Below are 22,981 nucleotides of genomic sequence, written 5' to 3' on the forward strand. Positions count from 1 at the left end.
GAGTATGACGTTTGCTTGAACGATTGTCATGGAGAAGGCTGGTACTGGAGCTGATACTTTGCTGCATACCGGCTTTTATCCTTAGTGCTTTTTTCGGTTATCTGCCCTGGTTTTTACTGGCGTCGGTAACAAGCCTGCTTGTCTGGCATTTCTGGAATTTATTACGTTTGTCCTGGTGGTTGTGGGTCGACAGGAGTATGACACCACCGCCGGGGCGAGGCAGTTGGGAACCGTTGCTGTACGGTTTGCATCAAATGCAGCTACGTAACAAGAAGCGCCGTCGTGAACTGGGTAATCTGATCAAACGCTTTCGTAGTGGGGCTGAATCACTCCCCGACGCGGTTGTACTGACTACCGAAGAGGGCGGTATTTTCTGGTGTAATGGCCTGGCGCAGCAGGTTCTGGGATTACGCTGGCCGGACGATAGCGGCCAAAATATTCTTAACCTGCTGCGTTACCCGGAATTCACGTTGTACCTGAAAACGCGCGACTTTAGTCGACCGATCAATTTGGTTCTCAATACCGGACGACATCTGGAAATTCGCGTGATGCCCTATACCGATAAGCAATTGCTGATGGTGGCGCGTGATGTCACCCAGATGCACCAACTGGAAGGTGCGCGGCGTAACTTTTTTGCCAACGCCAGCCATGAGCTGCGTACACCAATCACGGTGCTGCAAGGCTATCTGGAAATGATGCAGGAACATCCCCTGGAAGGTGCAACGCGAGAAAAAGCGCTGCACACCATGCGTGAGCAAACACAGCGTATGGAAGGGCTGGTTAAGCAACTGCTGACATTGTCGAGAATCGAGGCCGCACCAGCGCTGCTGTTGAATGAAAAAGTCGATGTGCCGGTGATACTGCGCGTGGTTGAACATGAGGCGCAAACGCTGAGCCAGAATAAACACACCTTTACCTTTGACGTTGATAGCCAGCTAAGTGTGTTGGGTAATGAGGAGCAACTGCGCAGTGCTATCTCGAATCTTATCTATAACGCGGTCAACCATACCCCTGCGGGAACGCATATCACCGTGCGCTGGCAGCATGTGACCCAAGGCGCTGAGTTCAGCGTCGAAGACAACGGCCCCGGCATTGCTTCTGAGCATATCCCGCGTCTGACTGAGCGATTTTATCGCGTGGATAAAGCGCGATCCCGGCAAACGGGCGGTAGTGGATTAGGGCTGGCGATCGTGAAGCATGCGTTAAATCATCATGACAGTCGGTTGATTATCGACAGTGCACCAGGAAAAGGAACGCGGTTTAGTTTCATACTCCCGGAACGTTTAATTGCCAAAAGTAACCGCTAACGCTCATTTGTAATGTTAACTTTCCAAAAGCCAGCGCAAGCTGGCTTTTTTCATCATCGTCAATAATGACATCCTGAATTTTACGACGTTTGATTGTTTTTTGTTCGCATTATTGCCCATGACTTTTTCACGGGAATGGTGTTTTGTGCTGGTTCTATTTTTCATATCACTATATTGTTCTGGTTTTTAGATCCCACCTTGCTTTAAAACGTTATAAGCGTTTAAATTGCGCACCAAGTGCTGTCATACCGACTGCATTTACGCGGTAAATCGAAAAACTATTCTTCGCTGCGTCTGGTTGGGAGGATATCCCGCTGGAATTGATTAAAAATGCCGCTGTATTGTCCCTCAGGGAACGGCAGAAAATTAAACGTTTTCAACACCACATCCACAGGCTGTAAGACTTTATGACCCATCAGTTAAAATCACGCGATATTATCGCCCTGGGATTTATGACATTTGCACTGTTCGTTGGTGCAGGTAACATCATTTTCCCCCCAATGGTTGGTTTGCAGGCCGGCGAACACGTCTGGACTGCGGCTTTTGGCTTTTTGATTACCGCCGTTGGTCTTCCGGTGCTTACCGTTGTAGCGCTGGCGAAAGTCGGTGGCGGTGTAGACAGCCTGAGCACCCCGATCGGCAAAGTAGCAGGTTTACTGCTGGCTACCGTGTGTTATCTGGCGGTAGGGCCGTTATTTGCTACTCCGCGTACCGCGACAGTCTCTTTTGAAGTGGGAATTGCTCCGCTGACTGGTGACTCGGCGCTGCCGTTGTTTATCTATAGCGTGGTTTATTTCGCGATTGTTATTCTGGTGTCGCTCTATCCGGGCAAACTGCTGGATACGGTGGGGAACTTCCTTGCGCCGCTGAAAATTATTGCGCTGGTTGTGCTTTCTGTTGCAGCGATTGTCTGGCCTGCGGGCCCGATCAGTAACGCCATGGAAGCCTATGAAACCGCAGCGTTTTCTAATGGCTTCGTGAACGGGTATCTGACAATGGATACGCTGGGTGCGATGGTCTTTGGTATTGTTATTGTTAACGCCGCTCGTTCGCGTGGCGTTACTGAAGCGCGTCTGCTGACCCGTTATACCGTCTGGGCGGGTCTGATGGCTGGTGTGGGTTTAACGCTGTTGTACCTCGCGTTGTTCCGCCTGGGTTCTGACAGTGCGACGCTGGTCGATCAGTCTGCTAATGGTGCTGCGATTCTGCATGCGTATGTTCAGCATACCTTCGGTGGCGCAGGTAGCTTCTTGCTGGCCGCACTGATTTTTATTGCTTGTCTGGTGACTGCAGTTGGCCTGACCTGTGCGTGCGCTGAGTTCTTTGCCCAGTATGTGCCGCTGTCTTATCGTACGCTGGTGTTTATCCTCGGCGGCTTCTCGATGGTGGTATCGAACCTGGGTCTGAGCCACCTGATTCAGATCTCCATTCCGGTGCTGACGGCTATCTATCCGCCATGCATCGCACTGGTTGTATTAAGCTTTACCCGCTCATGGTGGCATAATTCTTCCCGTGTCATTGCACCTGCGATGTTTATCAGCCTGATTTTTGGTATCCTTGATGGCATTAAAGCTTCTGCAATTGGCGACATCTTACCGGCCTGGACCCAGCGTTTACCGCTGGCGGAACAAGGTCTGGCGTGGTTGATGCCAACAGTCGTGATGGTGGTCCTGGCAGTAATCTGGGATCGCGCAGCGGGTCGACAAGTGACCTCCAGCGCACACTAAAATCACTGACAATAAGTTTTAACCACGGGGCTATTAATATGGCCCCGTGGTTTTTTTATTGTGTTAACAGGTTAGGAATCGATGGAAAGTAATAACAAGCTAAAGCGTGGGCTGAGCACCCGGCACATTCGCTTTATGGCATTAGGTTCAGCAATTGGTACCGGGCTGTTTTATGGTTCGGCCGATGCCATCAAAATGGCGGGGCCAAGCGTACTTTTGGCCTATCTTATCGGTGGCGTGGCGGCGTACATAATTATGCGTGCGCTGGGCGAAATGTCAGTTCATAACCCTGCAGCCAGCTCTTTCTCGCGCTATGCGCAGGAAAACCTCGGGCCTCTCGCGGGCTACATTACCGGTTGGACCTACTGTTTTGAAATCCTGATTGTCGCCATCGCCGATGTTACTGCCTTCGGTATTTATATGGGCGTCTGGTTCCCGGCCGTACCGCACTGGATTTGGGTCCTCAGCGTGGTATTGATTATCTGCGCCATTAACCTGATGAGCGTGAAGGTGTTTGGTGAACTGGAGTTCTGGTTCTCATTCTTTAAAGTCGCCACTATTATCATCATGATTGTTGCTGGTTTCGGCATCATCATCTGGGGTATTGGCAACGGTGGGCAACCGACCGGCATCCACAACCTGTGGAGTAACGGCGGCTTCTTCAGCAACGGCTGGCTCGGTATGGTGATGTCGCTGCAAATGGTAATGTTCGCCTATGGCGGGATTGAGATTATTGGCATTACCGCAGGTGAAGCAAAAGACCCGGAAAAATCTATCCCGCGCGCTATCAATTCTGTACCGATTCGTATCCTGGTGTTTTATGTGGGCACGCTGTTCGTCATTATGTCCATCTACCCGTGGAACCAGGTCGGCACAGATGGAAGCCCGTTTGTACTGACTTTCCAGCACATGGGGATTACTTTTGCCGCCGGCATCCTGAATTTTGTGGTGCTGACCGCTTCGTTGTCGGCGATCAACTCTGACGTCTTTGGCGTAGGCCGTATGCTGCACGGTATGGCGGAGCAGGGCAGCGCGCCGAAAATGTTTGCTAAAACCTCACGTCGCGGTGTGCCGTGGGTGACGGTGATGGTGATGACATTCGCACTGTTGTTTGCGGTTTATCTCAACTACATCATGCCGGAAAACGTCTTCCTGGTGATTGCCTCACTGGCAACGTTTGCCACGGTATGGGTGTGGATTATGATTCTGCTGTCGCAGATTGCCTTCCGCCGCCGTCTGCCGCCGGAAGAGGTTAAGGCGCTGAAATTCAAAGTGCCTGGCGGAGTGACGACGACCGTTGTTGGCCTGATTTTCCTGGTCTTTATTATCGCGCTCATCGGTTACCACCCGGATACTCGTATTTCGCTTTACGTTGGTTTCGCGTGGATTATCCTGTTGTTGGTTGGCTGGGTATTTAAGCGTCGTCGCGAGCGTCAACTGGCTGAAGCACAGTAATTTTTTACCGGATGACCGCTATGTCTTATCTGGCCTACTCGAGAGTGTGTAGGCCAAAGATGCGTAGCGCCATCCGGCGAAATCTCCTCCCCCGAACTCCTCCCCCAATAAACGTTAAGATGATGAGTGATCCTGCACTTCGCTATGGCAAGGTGGCTTCATTTTCATCAAAGGGGATACGTGATGTTGAACGCCTGGCACCTTCCGGTTGCCCCATTTGTTAAACAAAACAAAGATCAACTGACGATTACGTTATGGCTGGCGGGAGATAATCCTCCCCAACGTATAACGCTACGCGCGGAAAATGATAACGAAGAGATTTCGCTGATTATGCGTAAGCAGCGCAGCCAGCCTCAGCCTGGCGTTACTGCGTGGCGAGCCGCAATCGATCTTTCCAGCGGTCAACCTCGTCGGCGTTATAGCTTTAAATTGTTGTGGCTTGATCGTCAGCTGTGGTTTACCCCGCAGGGATTCAGCCGTATTCCGCCAGCACGTCTGGAACAGTTCGCCGTGGATGTGCCGGATAACGGACCGCAATGGGTGGCCGATCAGATTTTCTATCAGATTTTCCCGGACCGTTTTGCACGTAGCCAGTCACGTGAAGCGTATCAGAACAACGTTTATTACCACCATGCAGCAGGACAGGATATTGTGCAGCGTGAGTGGGATGAGCCGCTGACTGCGCAGGCTGGCGGTTCCACGTTCTATGGCGGTGATCTGGACGGTATCAGTGAGAAACTGCCCTATCTGAAAACGTTGGGTGTAACCGCGCTATATCTGAACCCGGTGTTTACCGCACCAAGCGTACATAAGTACGATACTGAAGATTATCGTCATGTTGATCCACAGTTTGGTGGCGACAGGGCGTTACTGCGCCTGCGACACAATACACAGGCGCAGGGAATGCGGCTGGTTCTGGACGGCGTATTTAACCACAGCGGCGATTCGCACGCCTGGTTTGACCGGCATAGTCGGGGAACGGAAGGAGCATGCCATAACCCACATTCCCCCTGGCGCGATTGGTACCATTTTTCAACGGAAGGCGTCGCGCTGGACTGGCTGGGGTATTCAAGCCTGCCCAAACTGGACTTTGCATCTGAAAGCCTGGTGAATGAAATCTATCGCGGCGAAGACAGCATTGTCCGTCACTGGTTAAAATCACCATGGAATATGGATGGCTGGCGGCTTGATGTCGTACACATGTTGGGTGAAGCCGGTGGTGCGCGCAATAACCTCCAGCATGTTGCCGGGATCGCGCAGGCGGCTAAAGAAACTCAGCCAGAAGCATACATTGTTGGCGAACATTTCGGTGATGCGCGTCAGTGGTTGCAGGCTGATGCTGAAGATGCCGCGATGAACTATCGTGGCTTTACCTTTCCCATATGGGGATTTCTTGCCAATACCGATATCTCTTACGATCCGCAGTTTATTGATGCCCGAACCTGTATGGCGTGGATGGATAACTATCGTGCAGGTTTATCACATCAGCAGCAACTGCGTATGTTCAATCAGCTCGACAGCCACGACACGGCCCGTTTTAAATCGCTGCTAGGTAAAGATGTCGCGCGCCTGCCTCTGGCGGTAGTCTGGTTGTTTACCTGGCCGGGGGTTCCCTGTATCTACTACGGTGATGAAGTTGGGCTGGACGGTAATAACGATCCGTTTTGCCGCAAGCCGTTCCCATGGCAGAAGGACAAACAGGATTCTGACCTGCTGGCGTTGTATCAGCGGCTGGCTAAAATGCGTCATCTGAGTCAGGCGCTACGCCACGGCGGTTGTCAGGTGATTTACGCAGAGGATAACGTGGTGGTATTTGTGCGAGTACTAAACCGACAGCGCGTGCTGGTAGCAATCAATCGTGGCCAGGCCTGTGAAGTGGTGTTGCCAGCCTCGCCATTGCTCAATGCCAGCCAATGGCTGCACAAAGAAGGCAAAGGCCAGCTCGCGGATGATATTCTGACGCTACCTGCGATTTCTGCCTCAATCTGGATGTGTCATTGATACAAACGCGCAATCTCCTCACTGGTCAGCAGCGTTTCCCGCCACCAGCGCTGCGCCAGTCCGTCATTGCTATTGCGCCACGCCATATAGGCGACGTCTTTTTGACGAAAAGACAACACGGGTTTTTCCACCAGCTCGCCTGTGGCTAACCATGGGCTTGCGATGTGGCGTGGGAGAAATCCGCAACCGGTTCCCGCCCGCAGTAACATCACTTTACTGTGGAAATCATCGACACGAATCTGCGCCTGTTCATCCATCAGGTTGCTTTGTAACGGATGACAATAGCGGGCGCTGTCGCTGATGACTATCGCCCGGTGCAGGCACAGTTGTTCATTGGTTAAACTATCCGATGCCGCTGCCAGTGGATGCCCGGGTGCGACAACAAACACATTATCCAGCGTGCCGAGCATTTTGTAAGACCAGGCCGCTGATGTTGGTGGCTCATTAATAGCGCCCAGAATAATATCCGCTCCGTTATGGGTGAGTTCTTCCCAGGAACCTGCCAGCGTGTGGTGAGTAAAGTTGAGGCGAGTTTGTTTATTGAGTGCGTAAAAAGCTTCGATAATCGGCACCAGTGCGGCGAAGGGGAAGGAGGCATCCAGCGCAATTGCCAGCTCTTTTTCCCAGCCAGCGCTCAGTTGTAACGCCTGTTTTTCGAGGTCTTTGGCAGCGCTGAGGAGCAAACGTCCTTTTTCCAGCATCATCAGGCCGGTATCGGTAAATTTTGCCCGATGCCCGGAACGGTCGAGCAATTCGATATTCAGATCGTTTTCCAGCTTCTGAATCATATAGCTGAGTGCGGCAGGGGTTTTAAACAGTGATTCGGCAGCGGCAGCAAATGAACCATGCCTGTCGAGTGCGTCGAGGATGAGCAGAACGTCCAGATTGATGCGCATAAGCTGAATATATCCTGAAAATTAAACACCTCATTTTTACAGAATAGAGAAAAACAATGCCAGTGAATAAATTAGATAAGACATTCGCATTTTTTTGATGATGATTGAGATATATCTCAAGACAAAATTATTATCATCACTCGATGATAAGTTTTCTTTAATAACTCGTTAGAAAATTCCCGCTATACTCAACAAGCTTTCTGATTCAGGATCCTGCTGCTGACGGCAGTTACAGACCGTTGCCTTTTAACTCATTGATTAAGAAGGTGTGCTATGTCTATTCGGGAACTGATTGACCCACAAAACTCAACGCTTATTTTTATTGACCATCAACCGCAAATGTCATTTGGTGTGGCGAATATTGATCGCCAGACGTTGAAAAATAATACTGTAGCATTAGCCAAAGCCGGAAAAATATTTAATGTTCCAGTGATTTATACCTCGGTTGAAACGAAAAGTTTTAGCGGATATATCTGGCCGGAATTGTTAGCTGTTCATCCTGATGTCAAGCCTATCGAGCGTACTTCAATGAACTCCTGGGAAGATGCGGCCTTTGTTAAAGCAGTGGAAGCGACCGGGCGTAAAAAACTGATTATCTCCGCACTGTGGACCGAAGTTTGCCTGACATTCCCGGCGTTGATGGCGCTGGAAGCGGGTTATGAAGTGTATGTGGTCACCGACACTTCCGGCGGTACATCCGTGGATGCTCATGAACGTTCTATCGATCGTATGGTGCAGGCGGGTGCGGTACCTGTTACCTGGCAGCAGGTGCTGCTGGAGTACCAACGCGACTGGTCACGTAAAGAGACTTACGACGCGGTGATGGACCTGGTGCGTGAACACAGCGGTGCGTACGGTATGGGCGTGGATTATGCCTATACCATGGTACATGGTGCACCAGAACGTAAGATTTAATTCCGCTGGCGGGGCAATCCCGCCATTATCCTTCAGCAAGGAACCCTTCATGGCGCAGAATAAACATGTGACATTGGTGATTACTCACACCTTGCGGCCTGACCAGGCGCAGCGGTATGAGCAGTGGCTGGGGAAAATCATGCCAGTGGCCGCAGAGTTTCCTGGTCATCTTGGCGCTAACGTCATTCGCCCTACCGACGGACAAAACCTGTGGAACATTATTATCCGCTTTGACACCGTCGAGCATCTGTATAACTGGACCCAGTCTGATACGCGCCGTGCGCTGGTCGAGGAGATCGCGCCATTGCTGGCGGAGGGCGACAAAACCGAGATTCGTACGGAAGCGGCATTTTGGTTTACCCCGCCTGCATCACATGTTCGCCAGCCTAAACGCTGGAAGCAGTTCCTGATAACTCTGCTGGTGATTTTTCCCAGCACCAATCTGGTGCCGTGGCTGACCGGCATCGTGCTGCCCTCAATGAAGGGATCATTGCTCCTGCATCTGATTAATGATGCCTGTGTGGTTGCGCTGGTGGTCTGGTTCTGGATGCCTATCGTAACCCGTCTGTTTGCCGGCTGGCTGAAAAAAGCCTGACCGGTTTCTCAGGAGATTGTTATGTCTCAAACTGCAACACTTATTCTGACTCACGGGAAAATCCATACTCTTGATCGCCAAAGCCCTCAGGTGGACGCCGTGGCGATTAAAGATGGAAAAATTCTGGCGACCGGTTCTCATGATCAGATCATGAATTTTGCGACTGATGGGACACAGATTATTGATCTGAAAGGTCATACAGTGATCCCAGGTTTAAACGACTCACATCTGCATCTCATTCGCGGAGGGTTGAATTACAACCTTGAGTTACGTTGGGAAGGTGTGCCGTCGCTGGCGGATGCGCTACGTATGCTTAAAGATCAGGCTGACAGAACACCCTCGCCGCAATGGGTTCGCGTGGTAGGCGGCTGGAGTGAATTTCAGTTCGCTGAACGCCGTATGCCGACGCTGGAAGAACTCAATGAAGCCGCGCCGGATACACCGGTATTTGTGCTGCATCTCTACGATCGGGCGTTGCTAAATCGCGCGGCCCTAAAAGCGGTCGGTTACACCAAAGCAACGCCGGATCCGGTAGGGGGAGAAATTGTTCGCGATGGCAATGGTAACCCTACGGGGATGCTGATCGCCAAACCGAACGCTATGATCCTCTACTCTACGCTGGCGAAAGGACCAAAACTTCCGCTGGAAATGCAGGTTAATTCCACCCGTCAGTTTATGCGAGAGCTAAATCGACTTGGGCTCACCAGCGCCATTGACGCCGGCGGCGGCTTTCAGAATTACCCGGAAGATTATGAAATTATCGAGCAACTACATGCCAATAAGCAGATGACGGTCCGTATTGCCTACAACCTGTTTACCCAGCGTCCTAAGCAGGAACTGGAAGATTTCGAACGCTGGACCGATATGCTCAAACCAGGGCAAGGGACTGATTTTTATCGTGCTAATGGAGCAGGGGAAATGCTGGTCTTCTCGGCGGCGGATTTTGAAGACTTCCTGCAACCGCGCCCGGATTTACCTGAAGGCATGGAGGATGAGCTGGAGCGTGTCGTCCGCCACCTGGTGGAACATCGCTGGCCGTTCCGTCTGCATGCAACCTATGATGAGTCCATCAGCCGGATGCTGGATGTCTTTGAGAAGGTGAATCGTGATATTCCGTTCAACGGCCTGCACTGGTTCTTCGATCACGCAGAAACGATTACCGAACGTAACATTGAGCGCGTAAAAGCGCTGGGTGGCGGTATTGCCGTTCAGCATCGGATGGCGTTCCAGGGCGAGTATTTTGTCGATCGCTATGGAAAAGATGCGGTTAAACATACGCCACCGGTAGCAAAAATGTTGGCGGCTGATGTTCCGGTTGGACTGGGGACCGACGCAACCCGCGTGGCAAGTTACAACCCGTGGACGGCGCTCTACTGGCTGGTTTCCGGACGTACTGTCGGCGGGATGGCGATGTACGACGATAACAACCGACTGGCGCGCGATGTGGCGCTGGAACTGTGGACCGCAGGCAGTGCCTGGTTCTCCAGCGAGCAGGGTAAGAAAGGTCACATTGAAAAAGATCAACTTGCCGACCTGGTGGTGTTATCAAAAGATTATTTCAGCGTACCGGAAGAGGAGATCAAAGGTATTGAGTCGGTGATGACCATTGTTGATGGCAAAGTCGTTTATGCTGCCGGGCATTTCACGCCGCTGGCACCGCCTGCGATCCCTGTTGTCCCTGACTGGTCGCCAGTGGTAAACGTTCCGGGGCATTATCGCTCTGCGCCACCTACTACTGCGAAAGTTGGTGCTATGGTCCAGATGCATCAGTGTTGCGGTAGCTGTGGCGTTCACGGACATCAGCACGATATGGCGCGTAAATCGGGGATCCCTGTGTCAGACGATCGTGCGTTTTGGGGCGTGCTGGGTTGTTCTTGTTTCGCGTTTTAATCATTGCCCGGTGGCGCTTCGCCGCCATCCGGCAACAAAAAAGGCTCGCCTGCGCGAGCCTTTTTGCTAAACGTTAGCCTATTACAGGCTGGATACGTTTTCGGTCAGGTATTTTGCAACGCCGTCCGGAGACGCGTTCATACCTTCTTTACCTTTTTCCCACTGAGCCGGGCAAACGTCACCGTGCTCTTCGTGGAACTGCAGCGCGTCAACCATACGCAGCATTTCGTCAATGTTACGACCCAGCGGCAGATCGTTTACAACCTGGTGACGAACAACGCCGTTAGCGTCAATCAGGAAAGAACCGCGCAGAGCAACGCCCGCTTCCGGGTGCTCGATGCCGTAGGCTTTCTGGATTTCGCGCTTAACGTCAGCAACCATTGCGTATTTCACTGCACCAATGCCGCCTTTGTCGACAGGGGTGTTACGCCATGCGTTGTGGACGAATTCAGAGTCAAAAGAAACACCAACGACTTCAACGCCGCGTTTCTGGAATTCTTCGTAACGTTTGTCGAACGCGATCAGTTCTGACGGGCAAACGAAGGTGAAGTCCATTGGCCAGAAGAACAGAACGGTGGTTTTACCGTTGGTATGCTGTTTGAAGTTGAAGTTTTCAACAATCTCACCGCTACCCAGTACCGCAGCTGCTGTGAAATCCGGAGCCTGACGAGTTACCAGTACCATATAATTCTCCTGCAAAGTTAAGGGGTTTTTGGAACGCAACGCGGGCCAGTATAGAGACTGTTCGGGAATAAGACAAAGAGGCGCTGGCAATCAATGAGACAGGTTTTGGCTATCAATGCATTACCGGATAGCGGTTTCGCCTTATCCGGTCTGCAACCCCTGATACAACAGGCAGGCCTGATAAGCGTAGCGCCATCAGGCAATCAAAGAGCCTTGCTGCTGGCCTGCGCCATCATGCGCGGATAAAACTGCCAGAAACGTGCTTCCAGGGCATCGTAATGTGCATCCAGGTCATACCAGGAGTCGCGCAGTGCGTCGAGTTTTGGACGGCGGCTGGCCATGCCGTTTAAGACATTCTGAATAAAGTCCATATCACGATAGCGCTCCAGCCATTTCTCTGACCACATAAAGTTGTTCAGATTCACAAAGCGCTGCGGCGATTCAGGCAGGATAGTGGCAACCTGCGTGTGGGCGTAGCTGACAAAGGCCGCGAGCGGGAAGTCCGGTGATATTTCTGACCAGTGACGCGACAGGAAGTGATCCCACATGACATCCAGCGTAATAGGCGCGACGCGGCGAGTCTCGCGGCGAAACCACTCTCGGGCTTCACGCACTTCAGGCAGGTTATCGGTCATTACGTCGATACGACGGTGCATAAAAATGCCTTCCACCACGTCAGGTGGAAAACTGGCTTCCGGGTTCCCCCGAACAAAATCGGCCAGTAAATTGCCAGAAAGCGAGCTGTCGGCAAGATGGGCTAAGTGCAGGTGTGCTAGAAAATTCATATCCACTTCATCCTTCAAACTGCCCCTTTGTTGGCTGCTGAGTTACTCGTCTCATCCATGAGACTCGCCCATACGGACCGCCGCTCCGCGACGTTCAAATCTGTTCCCTACAGATTTGTCACTTACCCCAGTCACTTACTAGTGTAAGCGCCTGGGGACTCATTCAGTTGCCGCCTCGATGCATCTTGAATGATTTTGCGTATAGATTATGTCACTCATCTTGAGGGGTAAAGGTTGCAGGGAAAGCGCCCCGGCACTAGACTACCCGCCTCTTATTTTAGTCTGAGTCAGTGTCATGCGCGTTACCGATTTCACCTTTGAACTACCCGAATCCCTGATTGCCCACTATCCGCAGGCAGAGCGCAGTAGCTGCCGCTTGCTGTCACTGGATGGGCCGACTGGCGCGCTGACACACGGTACTTTCACTGATTTGCTCGACAAGCTCAACCCCGGAGATTTGCTGGTCTTTAACAACACCCGCGTAATTCCGGCGCGTCTGTTTGGCCGTAAAGCCAGCGGCGGCAAGATTGAAGTGCTGGTCGAGCGTATGCTGGATGATAAACGTATTCTGGCACATATTCGCGCATCTAAAGCGCCGAAGCCGGGTGCTGAATTGTTGTTGGGCGACGATGAAAGCATTAAAGCGACAATGGTTGCCCGTCATGACGCACTGTTCGAAGTGGAGTTTGACGACGAGCGCAGCGTGCTGGACATCCTGAATGCTATCGGCCATATGCCACTGCCGCCGTATATCGACCGCCCTGACGAAGATGCCGACCGCGAACTGTATCAGACGGTCTACAGTGAAAAACCCGGTGCCGTGGCGGCGCCGACTGCTGGTCTGCACTTTGACGATCCGTTGCTGGCAAAACTGCGCGATAAAGGCATTGAGATGGCGTTCGTGACGCTGCACGTTGGCGCGGGGACGTTCCAGCCGGTGCGTGTCGACACCATCGAAGATCACATCATGCACTCCGAATATGCGGAAGTGCCGCAGGATGTGGTCGACGCGGTGCTGGCGGCGAAAGCACGCGGTAATCGTGTTATTGCGGTGGGGACGACCTCGGTTCGCTCGCTGGAAAGCGCGGCGCAGGCGGCTAAAAACGACCTGATTGAGCCATTCTTTGGCGATACGCAAATATTTATTTACCCAGGCTATCAGTACAAAGTGATCGATGCGTTGGTGACTAACTTCCATCTACCTGAATCAACATTGATTATGTTGGTTTCAGCGTTTGCGGGCTATAAAAACACCATGAACGCCTATCATGAAGCCGTAAAAGCGGAATATCGCTTTTTTAGTTACGGGGATGCCATGTTTATCACGTACAATCCGCAAGCTATTTCCGAGCGTGTCGGGGAGTAAATCCCCGGCATGAGTGTTTAACGTCAGACTGTTTTTCTGACGCAGGAGTTAAAATGAAATTTGAACTGGACACCACAGACGGTCGCGCTCGCCGCGGCCGCCTGGTTTTTGATCGTGGCGTAGTAGAAACGCCAGCCTTTATGCCGGTTGGTACTTACGGCACCGTGAAGGGCATGACGCCGGAAGAAGTTGAAGCTACCGGTGCACAAATTATTCTCGGTAACACTTTCCACCTGTGGCTGCGCCCGGGTCAGGAAATCATGAAGTTGCATGGCGATTTGCATGATTTCATGCAGTGGAAAGGGCCAATCCTCACCGATTCCGGCGGCTTCCAGGTCTTCAGCCTGGGCGACATTCGTAAAATTACCGAACAGGGTGTGCATTTCCGCAACCCGATCAACGGTGATCCGATTTTCCTTGATCCAGAAAAGTCGATGGAGATCCAATACGATCTCGGTTCCGATATCGTGATGATTTTCGACGAATGTACTCCTTATCCGGCTGACTGGGACTATGCTAAACGCTCGATGGAGATGTCTTTGCGCTGGGCGAAGCGTAGCCGTGACCGTTTTGACGGGCTCGGCAACAAAAATGCGCTTTTTGGCATCATTCAGGGCAGCGTTTACGAAGATTTACGTGATATCTCTGTCAAAGGTCTGGTAGATATCGGCTTTGATGGCTACGCTGTCGGCGGTTTGGCTGTGGGTGAGCCGAAAGCAGATATGCACCGCATTCTGGAGCATGTTTGCCCGCAGATTCCGGCAGATAAACCTCGCTACCTGATGGGCGTCGGCAAACCAGAAGATCTGGTTGAAGGTGTACGTCGTGGTATTGATATGTTTGACTGCGTGATGCCAACACGAAATGCCCGTAATGGTCATTTGTTTGTGACTGACGGCGTGGTAAAAATTCGTAATGCGAAACATAAAAGCGACACCAGTCCGCTCGATGCCGAGTGCGATTGCTACACCTGTCGCAATTATTCACGCGCCTACTTGCATCATCTTGACCGTTGCAACGAAATATTAGGCGCGCGACTCAATACGATTCATAACCTTCGTTACTACCAGCGCTTGATGGCGGGTTTACGCAAGGCTATTGAAGAGGGTAAATTAGAGAGCTTCGTGACCGATTTTTACCAACGTCAGGGTCGACCTGTTCCACCTTTGAACGTTGATTAATTTTAATAATGAGGGAATTTGAATGAGCTTTTTTATTTCTGATGCGGTAGCGGCAACAGGTGCTCCGGCGCAGGGCAGCCCGATGTCTCTGATTCTGATGCTGGTGGTGTTTGGTCTGATTTTCTATTTCATGATCCTGCGTCCACAGCAGAAACGCACCAAAGAACATAAAAACCTGATGAACTCCATTGCCAAAGGTGATGAAGTGCTGACTAACGGTGGCCTGGTCGGTCGCGTGACCAAAGTAGCAGAAACTGGCTACATCGCTATCGCGCTGAACGACACCACTGAAGTGGTTATCAAACGTGATTTCGTAGCTGCCGTTCTGCCGAAAGGCACGATGAAGGCGCTGTAATTTATTGTTTTCCCGAAGGGAACTGCCGTGTTAAACCGTTATCCTTTGTGGAAGTACATCATGCTGGTCGTCGTGATTATCGTCGGCCTGCTTTACGCACTTCCCAACCTGTATGGTGAGGATCCGGCTGTTCAAATCACTGGCGTGCGCGGTGCCGCCGCCAGTGAGCAAACGCTGATCCAGGTCCAGAAAACGTTACAAGAAGAAAAAATTACACCTAAGTCTGTGGCTCTGGAAGAGGGCGCTATTCTTGCGCGCTTCGACTCCACCGATACCCAACTGCGCGCACGTGAAGTGCTGCTGGGCGTGCTGGGTGATCAATATGTCGTGGCGCTTAACCTTGCTCCGGCAACACCACGCTGGCTGGCTGCTATTCACGCAGAACCGATGAAACTCGGTCTTGACCTGCGTGGCGGCGTTCACTTCCTGATGGAAGTGGATATGGACACCGCGCTGGGTAAACTGCAGGAACAAAATATCGACAGCCTGCGCAGCGACCTGCGTGAAAAAGGCATTCCTTATACTACCGTTCGTAAAGAAGATAACTACGGTCTGAGCATCACCTTCCGTGACAGCAAAGCCCGTGACGAGGCTATCTCTTACCTGAGCAAGCGTCATCAGGATCTGGTGATTTCAAGCCAGGGCAGCAATGCGCTGCGTGCGGTGATGACTGATGCGCGTTTGAGCGAAGCTCGTGAATACGCGGTACAGCAGAACATTAACATTCTGCGCAACCGTGTTAACCAACTGGGTGTCGCTGAGCCGGTTGTTCAACGCCAGGGCGCTGACCGTATTGTGGTCGAACTGCCTGGTATTCAGGACACCGCGCGTGCGAAAGAAATTCTGGGTGCGACTGCTACGCTGGAATTCCGTCTGGTAAATACCAACGTTGATCAGTCTGCTGCTGCATCCGGGCGCGTACCGGGCGACTCAGAAGTGAAACAGTCCCGCGAAGGACAGCCAGTTGTGCTGTATAAACGCGTGATCCTGACCGGCGACCATATCACCGACTCCACGTCGAGCATGGATGAGTATAACCAACCGCAGGTTAACATCTCGCTGGATAGCGCGGGTGGTAACATCATGTCTAACTTTACCAAGGACAATATCGGTAAGCCGATGGCGACCTTGTTCGTCGAGTACAAAGACAGCGGTAAAAAAGATGCCAACGGCCGTGCGATGCTGGTGAAACAGGAAGAGGTGATTAACATCGCCAACATCCAGTCTCGCCTGGGTAACAGCTTCCGTATCACTGGAATTAACAACCCGAACGAAGCGCGTCAGCTGTCGCTGCTGCTGCGTGCCGGTGCGTTGATTGCGCCGATTCAGATTGTTGAAGAACGGACTATCGGCCCGACTCTGGGTATGCAGAACATCAAGCAGGGTCTGGAAGCCTGTCTGGCTGGTCTGGTGGTTTCTATCCTGTTCATGATCTTCTTCTATAAGAAGTTCGGCCTGATTGCGACAAGTGCGCTGATTGCCAACCTGGTACTGATCGTCGGTATCATGTCGTTGCTGCCGGGTGCCACGCTAAGTATGCCGGGTATTGCGGGGATCGTCTTAACCCTTGCCGTCGCGGTCGATGCGAACGTACTGATCAACGAACGTATCAAAGAAGAGTTGAGCAACGGACGTTCGATACAGCAGGCGATCAACGAGGGCTATGCGGGCGCGTTCAGTTCCATCTTCGATGCGAACATTACGACGCTGATTAAGGTCCTGATCCTGTATGCAGTCGGTACTGGGGCAATTAAAGGGTTCGCGATTACTACCGGTATTGGTGTGGCGACGTCGATGTTCACCGCGATCGTCGGTACACGTGCCATCGTAAACCTGTTGTATGGCGGCAAGCGCGTCAAAAAGCTGTCAATCTGAGGAGTGCGATGTGGCACAGGAATATACTGTTGAACAATTGAACCACGGCCGTAAAGTCATCGACTTTATGCGCTGGGACTACTGGGCTTTCGGCATCTCTGGTTTTCTGCTGATTGCGGCCATCGTGGTGATGGGCGTACGCGGATTTAACTGGGGGCTCGATTTTACTGGTGGTACGGTAATTGAAATCACGCTGGAAAAACCAGCGGAAATGGACGTGATGCGCGATGCGCTGGAGAAAGCGGGTTTCGTTGAGCCGCTGCTGCAGAACTTCGGTAGTAGCCACGACATTATGGTTCGTATGCCGCCAACTGAAGGTGAAAACGGCGGGCAGGTACTGGGTAGTAAAGTGCTGAGTGTAATTAACGAAGCAACTAACCAGAATGCCGCTGTGAAACGTATCGAGTTCGTCGGACCCAGCGTGGGTGCTGATCTGGCGCAAACCGGTGCGATGGCGCTGATGGTGGCGCTGATTTCCATCCTTGTGTATGTCGGTTTCCGCTTTGAGTGGCGACTGGCCGCTGGGGTCGTGATTTCCCTTGCGCACGACGTGATTATCACCTTAGGGATCCTGTCGTTGTTCCATATCGAGATTGACCTGACAATCGTCGCATCGTTGATGTCGGTAATTGGTTACTCGCTAAACGACAGTATCGTGGTATCTGACCGTATTCGTGAAAACTTCCGCAAAATCCGTCGCGGTACGCCTTACGAAATCTTTAACGTGTCACTGACCCAGACGTTGCACCGTACGTTAATCACCTCCGGTACGACGTTAGTGGTTATTCTGATGCTGTACCTCTTTGGTGGTCCGGTGCTGGAAGGCTTCTCGCTGACCATGCTTATCGGTGTCTCCATCGGTACTGCCTCGTCTATCTACGTAGCATCGGCGTTGGCGTTGAAGCTGGGTATGAAGCGCGAGCACATGCTGCAGCAGAAGGTCGAGAAAGAAGGGGCGGATCAGCCGTCTATTCTGCCGTAACCGAAGCTGCGCGTAAAAGCTGGAATCCCGATCGCAAGGTCGGGATTTTTTTTGCCTGTAGCACGCTGATTTCGTGTGGATATTAGCGAGTGGAGTAGAATCGCCCCAAGCTGGGGTGACCCGGTGAGGCACAGTGTTGCGGGGCTTGATCTCCGTTGGCCTTGTCGCCGCGTGGCAACATGCGCCCGAAACGGGCCAGAGGGAAACTTTTGGCCCTTTTTGCAAACACTACTGACAGTATGCTGTCAGTAGTCCTGTTTTATAGTCCTTCTGAGATTACCCACAAAGGCAGGAGGATGTATGAATAACGTGATTAACTGGTTTGAAATCCCGGTAGCGGAAATGGATCGTGCCATTGCTTTTTATGAACCGGTGATGCAGGTTTCGCTGCGTCGGGAGAATATGGATTGTGCTGAGCTGGCAGTGTTCCCGCATCAGGACCCAGCCCCCGGTGGCGCACTGGCTAAATTTGATGGTATTACGCCTTCGCAGCAGGGCGCTATTATTTATCTGCATACGGACGATCTCCCGGCTACGCTTGCGCGTGTCGAAACAGCGGGTGGTAAGTGTGTGTTTGGACCACTTGAGCTGGGGCAGGATATTGGCACGATTGCGTTATTTACCGATAGTGAAGGTAATCGCGTTGGCTTGCACCAGCCTGCATAATATTTCTAAATACAGAGGGTTAAGATGACCAGGCGCGCTGACCGTTTATTTCAGATTGTACAGATCCTGCGTGGCAGGAGGCTGACAACGGCGGCGCATCTGGCGGAGCGGCTCGAGGTTTCTCCTCGCACGATCTACCGCGATATCTGCGATTTATCAATATCCGGCGTGCCTGTTGAAGGGGAGGCGGGCAGCGGGTACCGTTTAATGGCAGGATTTGATCTGCCACCTTTAATGCTCACTCACCGTGAGTCAGAAGCACTGATGGTCGCAATCCGATTACTGAAAACCTGGGGCGGTGATTCGCTCTCGCGGGAGCTGGAATCGGCGCAGGAAAAAGTGTTGGCGATCCTGCCAGAAGAGAGTCGTCGCAGGGCAGAACAGACGCGTATTTTTGCCCCTGACTTTGGAACTCAATTACATTCTCGTAGCACATTTGATCTTATACACCGGGCTGTATCTACCCAACAGGTTCTGGCACTGCATTATCGTGACGAAGCCGGGCAACTCTCCTGGCGAGATGTGCAGCCGCTGGGGTTATTTTTCTGGGGAGAGCACTGGCTACTGGTTGCATGGTGTGAAAGGCGTGAGGATTATCGCTGTTTTCGTGTTGATCGTTGTCTCTGCGTTACCCCTGTGGACAGGCATTTTCGTGAGGATACCGGACGTTCGCTAAGCGACTTTTTGCGTAAAGTTCGCTGTGACGATAAGCCATAAAAAAGCCAGCGGTTAAGCTGGCTTTAACATGCTGGTCTCCGGGCCGGCGCAGTGCCGCCCGGTATCAGGCAAAATTAGAAGTTGTAACCGACAACCAGATAGCCACCCCAACCGGTAGAACGAACGTTTTCTTTCATCCAGCTCAGATCAGCGTCATCGTTCCACTGACCGCCGTTGTGCCAGTAACGAGCGACGACGGAATAGTGCCAGTGGTCGTAGTTCAGTGCCAGAATGTGGCTGGAGGCGATAGAGTCGTTAGTACGCTGTTTAATACCATTCTCAGCATAAGCACTCTTATCACCGAGATCGGAACCCCAGTCAAAGTTAGTGAAACCAATGTAGCTCAGGTTACCACCCCACAGTTCGGTAATTGGCACAAAGTATTTCACTTTGAAACGGTAGCCATCCCAATCGTTTTGATTTTCTGCACCGTAGTTCTGCCACTGATACTTAGCGTATACGTTCATGGACAGGCTCATCGGCAGGCCAGTGTCGATGTCGGTACCCAGACCCATATACCAGGTGCTCTGACGGCCATCTTTGTTACGACCCATGTCGTAGATATAGTTGTTGGCGAAGTACCACTCTTTGAACGGACCAAAGCTCAGATCAGTACCGGTCAGTTTGTCGATGGAGAAACGCGGTTCAATTTCCATAAACAGCGGGGAACCGTGGTTCCAGATACCTTTCGCATCGGTGTTACCACCGAAGAAGACTGGCGCATCCATGTAACCATAGAAGTCGAACCAGTCTTTCTTAGCGAAAGCTTCATATTCCAGATAGGTATCGTTACGGATCTGTGGTCCGAAACGGGTGTGGTAGCTACCTACTACGTTAACGCTCTGATGCCACCAGTCGGAAAGATATTGCGGTTTGTCATTTTCTGCCGCATTAGCAGTAAAGGACGAGGAGAGCGCCAGTACTGCACCGGCTGCAAGTAATGTTTTTTTCATATGTATGCCACTGTTTGAAATCCCTTTCGGGAGTGAAAAAGGCGCAATTTGCGTTTCTAAATATTTCGTATTTCTTCGGAGCCTATTATAAAAATCATTGTTCACAAAAATATGTCTTGTTTCACAGTTCTATCATTTACGTAATCGATTGCGTTCACGTTTGCGTACTTTAGGCGGCGAATTGTACTGGCTCCCATGAATGTTGCCAAGTTTTACTAAAAATCTCGATGATGTCAGAGGAGTAACAAAATGAAGGCTGGTGATGTTGCGGAACGCACAAAACGTTCCGCAAAAAAGTTTATTGTGTCACAGGCTGGATGTCGTGGATGCGTACAAACCCTAATTGCTCCGGAGACAGGCCATTAAGCTGTAACGAAATGTCTACGTCGCTGGGTGCAAGAATACTTGCCGGAGCGTTTATCAATTGGTTCTGAACATTCACCTCCTGATAGTTGTCCGTGGTGCCCTGAATTTGCCCGTACTCTACGGTGGCGCTAAAAGCGGGTAAAGGGGTGTCGGATTCGCCCTGAATACGTAATGTCAGGCGCGTACCGTCTGCATTTGGTGCAATATTCACCAGTGACATGCGTAACGTACCGATCTGACTGTTCAGTCGGGCGGGGGTTTTGGAACCCGGTAGTAAATAGACGCCACTGGTGGATTTTGCATTCAACATATTCTGCTGCGTTATTTTCACCGTTTCCTGATTAAGCTGTGTCATCTCTTTGCTCAGCGTGCTGACGCTTTGATGCATTTGGCGTACTTCGCTTTGCTGTGCACAGGCGCTAAGACTAAAGAGACTTCCCACCAGGAGAATTCTTAGGTAACGTCTTGTCATGTAGGTTACTTCCTTTATTGTCGCGATAGCATAATGGTAGTGTGCAAAGAGCACGAAGGCATCGATCCTTTATCTCAAAAGCGCTCTGCCTTTGTTGTCACGCCAGTTCAGGGTAAAATAGATTTCTGTTAACCACCTGGTCAGGACGCCGTATGCATTGCCCATTCTGTTTCGCCGTAGACACTAAGGTAATTGACTCTCGTCTTGTAGGCGAGGGCTCCTCGGTACGCCGCCGCCGGCAGTGTCTGGTCTGTAACGAACGTTTTACCACTTTTGAAGTGGCTGAACTTGTCATGCCGCGCGTTGTAAAAAGCAATGATGTGCGTGAACCTTTTAATGAGGAAAAACTGCGTAGCGGTATGCTCAGAGCACTTGAGAAACGACCTGTTAGCGCTGATGACGTCGAAATGGCGTTAAACCATATAAAATCCCAGCTGCGCGCGACAGGCGAACGTGAGGTTCCGAGCAAGATGATCGGTAACCTGGTGATGGAGCAACTGAAAAAGCTCGATAAAGTCGCCTACATCCGCTTTGCCTCGGTCTACCGGAGCTTTGAAGATATCAAAGAATTTGGCGAAGAGATTGCTCGCCTACAGGACTAAGCCATGCAGGATGAATTTTACATGGCGCGAGCGCTGAAGCTTGCTGCGCGCGGACGTTTTACCACACATCCCAACCCCAACGTAGGCTGTGTGATTGTTAAAGATGGCGAGATCGTCGGTGAAGGTTATCATCATCGCGCAGGTGAACCGCATGCTGAAGTTCATGCGTTGCGGATGGCGGGTGAGAAAGCAAAAGGCGCAACGGCTTACGTTACGCTGGAACCCTGCAGCCACCATGGTCGGACTCCGCCGTGCTGTGATGCGCTGATCGCCGCAGGCGTGACGCGAGTTGTGGCCGCCATGCAGGACCCCAATCCGCAGGTCGCTGGGCGCGGGCTTTATCGCCTGCAACAGGCGGGCATTGACGTCAGCCACGGGCTGATGATGAGTGAGGTTGAACAACTTAATAAAGGCTTCCTCAAGCGGATGCGTACAGGATTCCCGTATGTGCAGCTTAAGCTTGGCGCATCGCTCGATGGCCGCACTGCGATGGCCAGCGGCGAAAGTCAGTGGATAACTTCGCCCGAGGCGCGCCGCGATGTGCAGCGCCTGCGCGCACAAAACCATGCCATTTTGACCAGCAGCGCCACGGTACTGGCGGACGATCCTCAGCTTACCGTCCGTTGGGAGGAGTTGGGGGAGTCAACCCAGGCTCTCTATCCGCAAGAAAATCTGCGTCAGCCGATCCGCATTGTCCTTGATAGCCAAAACCAGGTGACGCCGGAGCATCGTATTGTGCAGCAGCCGGGAGAAACCTGGATTGCCCGTACTCATGACGATCCCCGCAACTGGCCGGAGGCGGTTCGTAGCCTGAAGATTCCTGAACATAACGGGCATCTGGACCTGGTGGTGCTGCTGATGCAACTAGGCAAGCAACAAATTAACAGCATTTGGGTTGAGGCTGGCCCGACGCTTGCGGGCGCGTTATTACAGGCCGGAGTGGTTGATGAGCTAATCATCTATGTTGCGCCTAAACTGTTAGGGAGCGATGCACGAGGATTATGTGTGCTGCCAGGACTTGAGAAACTGGCTGATGCCCCCCATTTCAAATTCAATGAGATACGCCATGTAGGTCCGGACCTTTGCCTGCATTTAGTGGGCGCATGATCTCCCGGTTCGAAAGGGAAGCAGCGCACAGATTATTATGATAAAATCCGCCCCCCTGCGGGGTCTAGTGAATCCGAAGGAAGA

At 51.8% G+C, this 22,981-nt stretch carries 21 protein-coding genes; 16 read left to right on the top strand and 5 right to left on the bottom strand.

What is annotated here, in order from left to right; genetic code table 11:
* Positions 1 to 11 precede the first annotated feature (11 nt).
* From phoR to malZ, 4 genes are all read left to right on the top strand, one after another.
* On the top strand, positions 12 to 1,307 hold the full coding sequence (gene phoR / locus OGX98_RS07520; protein WP_045440453.1) for a phosphate regulon sensor histidine kinase PhoR: 1,296 nt from the start codon (positions 12 to 14) through the stop codon (positions 1,305 to 1,307).
* 407 nt (positions 1,308 to 1,714) lie between these two features.
* Positions 1,715 to 3,034 (top strand): branched-chain amino acid transporter carrier protein BrnQ, encoded by a 1,320-nt coding sequence (brnQ, locus tag OGX98_RS07525; RefSeq protein WP_045440455.1) that lies wholly within the window; start codon positions 1,715 to 1,717, stop codon positions 3,032 to 3,034.
* 81 nt (positions 3,035 to 3,115) lie between these two features.
* On the top strand, positions 3,116 to 4,489 hold the full coding sequence (proY, locus tag OGX98_RS07530) for a proline-specific permease ProY (protein WP_286595066.1): 1,374 nt from the start codon (positions 3,116 to 3,118) through the stop codon (positions 4,487 to 4,489).
* Positions 4,490 to 4,672: 183 nt separating this feature from the next.
* Complete coding sequence (gene malZ, locus OGX98_RS07535; protein WP_286595068.1) at positions 4,673 to 6,490, top strand: maltodextrin glucosidase; 1,818 nt, start codon at positions 4,673 to 4,675, stop codon at positions 6,488 to 6,490.
* Here the strand turns inward: malZ and OGX98_RS07540 are convergent.
* Entirely contained in the window at positions 6,484 to 7,386 is a 903-nt protein-coding gene (locus tag OGX98_RS07540; RefSeq protein WP_045440465.1) for a LysR family transcriptional regulator, read from the bottom strand. The genes malZ and OGX98_RS07540 overlap by 7 nt on opposite strands.
* Positions 7,387 to 7,659: 273 nt before the next feature.
* Between OGX98_RS07540 and OGX98_RS07545 the strand changes: the two genes are divergently transcribed.
* The 3 genes from OGX98_RS07545 to OGX98_RS07555 are packed head-to-tail and all read left to right on the top strand — an operon-like array spanning position 7,660 to position 10,786.
* Positions 7,660 to 8,301 (top strand): hydrolase, encoded by a 642-nt coding sequence (locus tag OGX98_RS07545; protein WP_045440467.1) that lies wholly within the window; start codon positions 7,660 to 7,662, stop codon positions 8,299 to 8,301.
* A gap of 49 nt (positions 8,302 to 8,350) precedes the next feature.
* Positions 8,351 to 8,896, top strand: a complete 546-nt coding sequence (locus tag OGX98_RS07550) for an antibiotic biosynthesis monooxygenase (RefSeq protein ID WP_045440468.1) — start codon at positions 8,351 to 8,353, stop codon at positions 8,894 to 8,896.
* Between the two features lie 21 nt (positions 8,897 to 8,917).
* Complete coding sequence (locus OGX98_RS07555) at positions 8,918 to 10,786, top strand: amidohydrolase (RefSeq protein WP_045440469.1); 1,869 nt, start codon at positions 8,918 to 8,920, stop codon at positions 10,784 to 10,786.
* An 81-nt stretch (positions 10,787 to 10,867) separates the two neighbouring features.
* Here the strand turns inward: OGX98_RS07555 and OGX98_RS07560 are convergent, their stop codons facing one another.
* Together OGX98_RS07560 and acpH are read right to left on the bottom strand one after the other, a co-directional pair.
* Positions 10,868 to 11,470, bottom strand: a complete 603-nt coding sequence (locus OGX98_RS07560; RefSeq protein WP_045440472.1) for a peroxiredoxin — start codon at positions 11,468 to 11,470, stop codon at positions 10,868 to 10,870.
* A 203-nt stretch (positions 11,471 to 11,673) separates the two neighbouring features.
* Complete coding sequence (acpH, locus tag OGX98_RS07565) at positions 11,674 to 12,255, bottom strand: ACP phosphodiesterase (protein WP_286493170.1); 582 nt, start codon at positions 12,253 to 12,255, stop codon at positions 11,674 to 11,676.
* 295 nt (positions 12,256 to 12,550) lie between these two features.
* On the opposite strand from acpH, the gene queA reads away from it, so the two are divergent.
* The 7 genes from queA (at position 12,551) to OGX98_RS07600 (ending at position 19,397) form a co-directional block, all read left to right on the top strand.
* A complete protein-coding gene (gene queA, locus OGX98_RS07570) occupies positions 12,551 to 13,621 on the top strand; it encodes a tRNA preQ1(34) S-adenosylmethionine ribosyltransferase-isomerase QueA (protein WP_045440477.1) in 1,071 nt (356 codons plus the stop codon).
* A gap of 53 nt (positions 13,622 to 13,674) precedes the next feature.
* Positions 13,675 to 14,802 (top strand): tRNA guanosine(34) transglycosylase Tgt, encoded by a 1,128-nt coding sequence (gene tgt, locus OGX98_RS07575; RefSeq protein WP_045440480.1) that lies wholly within the window; start codon positions 13,675 to 13,677, stop codon positions 14,800 to 14,802.
* A gap of 22 nt (positions 14,803 to 14,824) precedes the next feature.
* Positions 14,825 to 15,157 carry a preprotein translocase subunit YajC gene (gene yajC, locus OGX98_RS07580; RefSeq protein ID WP_002890398.1) on the top strand — a complete coding sequence of 111 codons (333 nt, stop codon included), beginning with the start codon at positions 14,825 to 14,827 and terminating at the stop codon, positions 15,155 to 15,157.
* Between the two features lie 27 nt (positions 15,158 to 15,184).
* Positions 15,185 to 17,032 (top strand): protein translocase subunit SecD, encoded by a 1,848-nt coding sequence (secD, locus tag OGX98_RS07585; RefSeq protein WP_071828898.1) that lies wholly within the window; start codon positions 15,185 to 15,187, stop codon positions 17,030 to 17,032.
* A gap of 10 nt (positions 17,033 to 17,042) precedes the next feature.
* Positions 17,043 to 18,014, top strand: coding sequence for a protein translocase subunit SecF (secF, locus tag OGX98_RS07590; RefSeq protein WP_045440487.1), 972 nt, complete (start codon positions 17,043 to 17,045; stop codon positions 18,012 to 18,014).
* 300 nt (positions 18,015 to 18,314) lie between these two features.
* Entirely contained in the window at positions 18,315 to 18,680 is a 366-nt protein-coding gene (locus OGX98_RS07595) for a VOC family protein (protein ID WP_045440489.1), read from the top strand.
* Positions 18,681 to 18,704: 24 nt separating this feature from the next.
* Complete coding sequence (locus OGX98_RS07600) at positions 18,705 to 19,397, top strand: helix-turn-helix transcriptional regulator (protein ID WP_045440491.1); 693 nt, start codon at positions 18,705 to 18,707, stop codon at positions 19,395 to 19,397.
* A gap of 74 nt (positions 19,398 to 19,471) precedes the next feature.
* Here the strand turns inward: OGX98_RS07600 and OGX98_RS07605 are convergent, their stop codons facing one another.
* Both OGX98_RS07605 and OGX98_RS07610 read right to left on the bottom strand, forming a co-directional pair.
* Positions 19,472 to 20,350 carry a nucleoside-specific channel-forming protein Tsx gene (locus tag OGX98_RS07605; RefSeq protein ID WP_045440493.1) on the bottom strand — a complete coding sequence of 293 codons (879 nt, stop codon included), beginning with the start codon at positions 20,348 to 20,350 and terminating at the stop codon, positions 19,472 to 19,474.
* A gap of 298 nt (positions 20,351 to 20,648) precedes the next feature.
* Entirely contained in the window at positions 20,649 to 21,188 is a 540-nt protein-coding gene (locus OGX98_RS07610) for a SadB/YajI family lipoprotein (protein ID WP_286595072.1), read from the bottom strand.
* 152 nt (positions 21,189 to 21,340) lie between these two features.
* Between OGX98_RS07610 and nrdR the strand changes: the two genes are divergently transcribed.
* Positions 21,341 to 21,790, top strand: a complete 450-nt coding sequence (gene nrdR, locus OGX98_RS07615; protein WP_003021571.1) for a transcriptional regulator NrdR — start codon at positions 21,341 to 21,343, stop codon at positions 21,788 to 21,790.
* 3 nt (positions 21,791 to 21,793) lie between these two features.
* On the top strand, positions 21,794 to 22,897 hold the full coding sequence (ribD, locus tag OGX98_RS07620) for a bifunctional diaminohydroxyphosphoribosylaminopyrimidine deaminase/5-amino-6-(5-phosphoribosylamino)uracil reductase RibD (protein ID WP_263525770.1): 1,104 nt from the start codon (positions 21,794 to 21,796) through the stop codon (positions 22,895 to 22,897).
* Positions 22,898 to 22,981 lie beyond the last annotated feature (84 nt).

Source organism: Citrobacter sp. Cm046 (assembly GCF_030333065.1).
GTDB classification, from domain to species: domain Bacteria; phylum Pseudomonadota; class Gammaproteobacteria; order Enterobacterales; family Enterobacteriaceae; genus Citrobacter; species Citrobacter murliniae.

Excerpts from the sequence above, each read along its gene's own strand:
- brnQ (WP_045440455.1), top strand. The coding sequence starts at position 1,715 with ATGACCCATCAGTTAAAATCACGCGATATTATCGCCCTGGGATTTATG.
- proY (WP_286595066.1), top strand. The coding sequence starts at position 3,116 with ATGGAAAGTAATAACAAGCTAAAGCGTGGGCTGAGCACCCGGCACATT.
- malZ (WP_286595068.1), top strand. The coding sequence starts at position 4,673 with ATGTTGAACGCCTGGCACCTTCCGGTTGCCCCATTTGTTAAACAAAAC.
- OGX98_RS07540 (WP_045440465.1), bottom strand. The coding sequence starts at position 7,386 with ATGCGCATCAATCTGGACGTTCTGCTCATCCTCGACGCACTCGACAGG.
- OGX98_RS07545 (WP_045440467.1), top strand. The coding sequence starts at position 7,660 with ATGTCTATTCGGGAACTGATTGACCCACAAAACTCAACGCTTATTTTT.
- OGX98_RS07550 (WP_045440468.1), top strand. The coding sequence starts at position 8,351 with ATGGCGCAGAATAAACATGTGACATTGGTGATTACTCACACCTTGCGG.
- OGX98_RS07555 (WP_045440469.1), top strand. The coding sequence starts at position 8,918 with ATGTCTCAAACTGCAACACTTATTCTGACTCACGGGAAAATCCATACT.
- OGX98_RS07560 (WP_045440472.1), bottom strand. The coding sequence starts at position 11,470 with ATGGTACTGGTAACTCGTCAGGCTCCGGATTTCACAGCAGCTGCGGTA.
- acpH (WP_286493170.1), bottom strand. The coding sequence starts at position 12,255 with ATGAATTTTCTAGCACACCTGCACTTAGCCCATCTTGCCGACAGCTCG.
- queA (WP_045440477.1), top strand. The coding sequence starts at position 12,551 with ATGCGCGTTACCGATTTCACCTTTGAACTACCCGAATCCCTGATTGCC.
- tgt (WP_045440480.1), top strand. The coding sequence starts at position 13,675 with ATGAAATTTGAACTGGACACCACAGACGGTCGCGCTCGCCGCGGCCGC.
- yajC (WP_002890398.1), top strand. The coding sequence starts at position 14,825 with ATGAGCTTTTTTATTTCTGATGCGGTAGCGGCAACAGGTGCTCCGGCG.
- OGX98_RS07595 (WP_045440489.1), top strand. The coding sequence starts at position 18,315 with ATGAATAACGTGATTAACTGGTTTGAAATCCCGGTAGCGGAAATGGAT.
- OGX98_RS07600 (WP_045440491.1), top strand. The coding sequence starts at position 18,705 with ATGACCAGGCGCGCTGACCGTTTATTTCAGATTGTACAGATCCTGCGT.
- OGX98_RS07605 (WP_045440493.1), bottom strand. The coding sequence starts at position 20,350 with ATGAAAAAAACATTACTTGCAGCCGGTGCAGTACTGGCGCTCTCCTCG.
- OGX98_RS07610 (WP_286595072.1), bottom strand. The coding sequence starts at position 21,188 with ATGACAAGACGTTACCTAAGAATTCTCCTGGTGGGAAGTCTCTTTAGT.
- nrdR (WP_003021571.1), top strand. The coding sequence starts at position 21,341 with ATGCATTGCCCATTCTGTTTCGCCGTAGACACTAAGGTAATTGACTCT.
- ribD (WP_263525770.1), top strand. The coding sequence starts at position 21,794 with ATGCAGGATGAATTTTACATGGCGCGAGCGCTGAAGCTTGCTGCGCGC.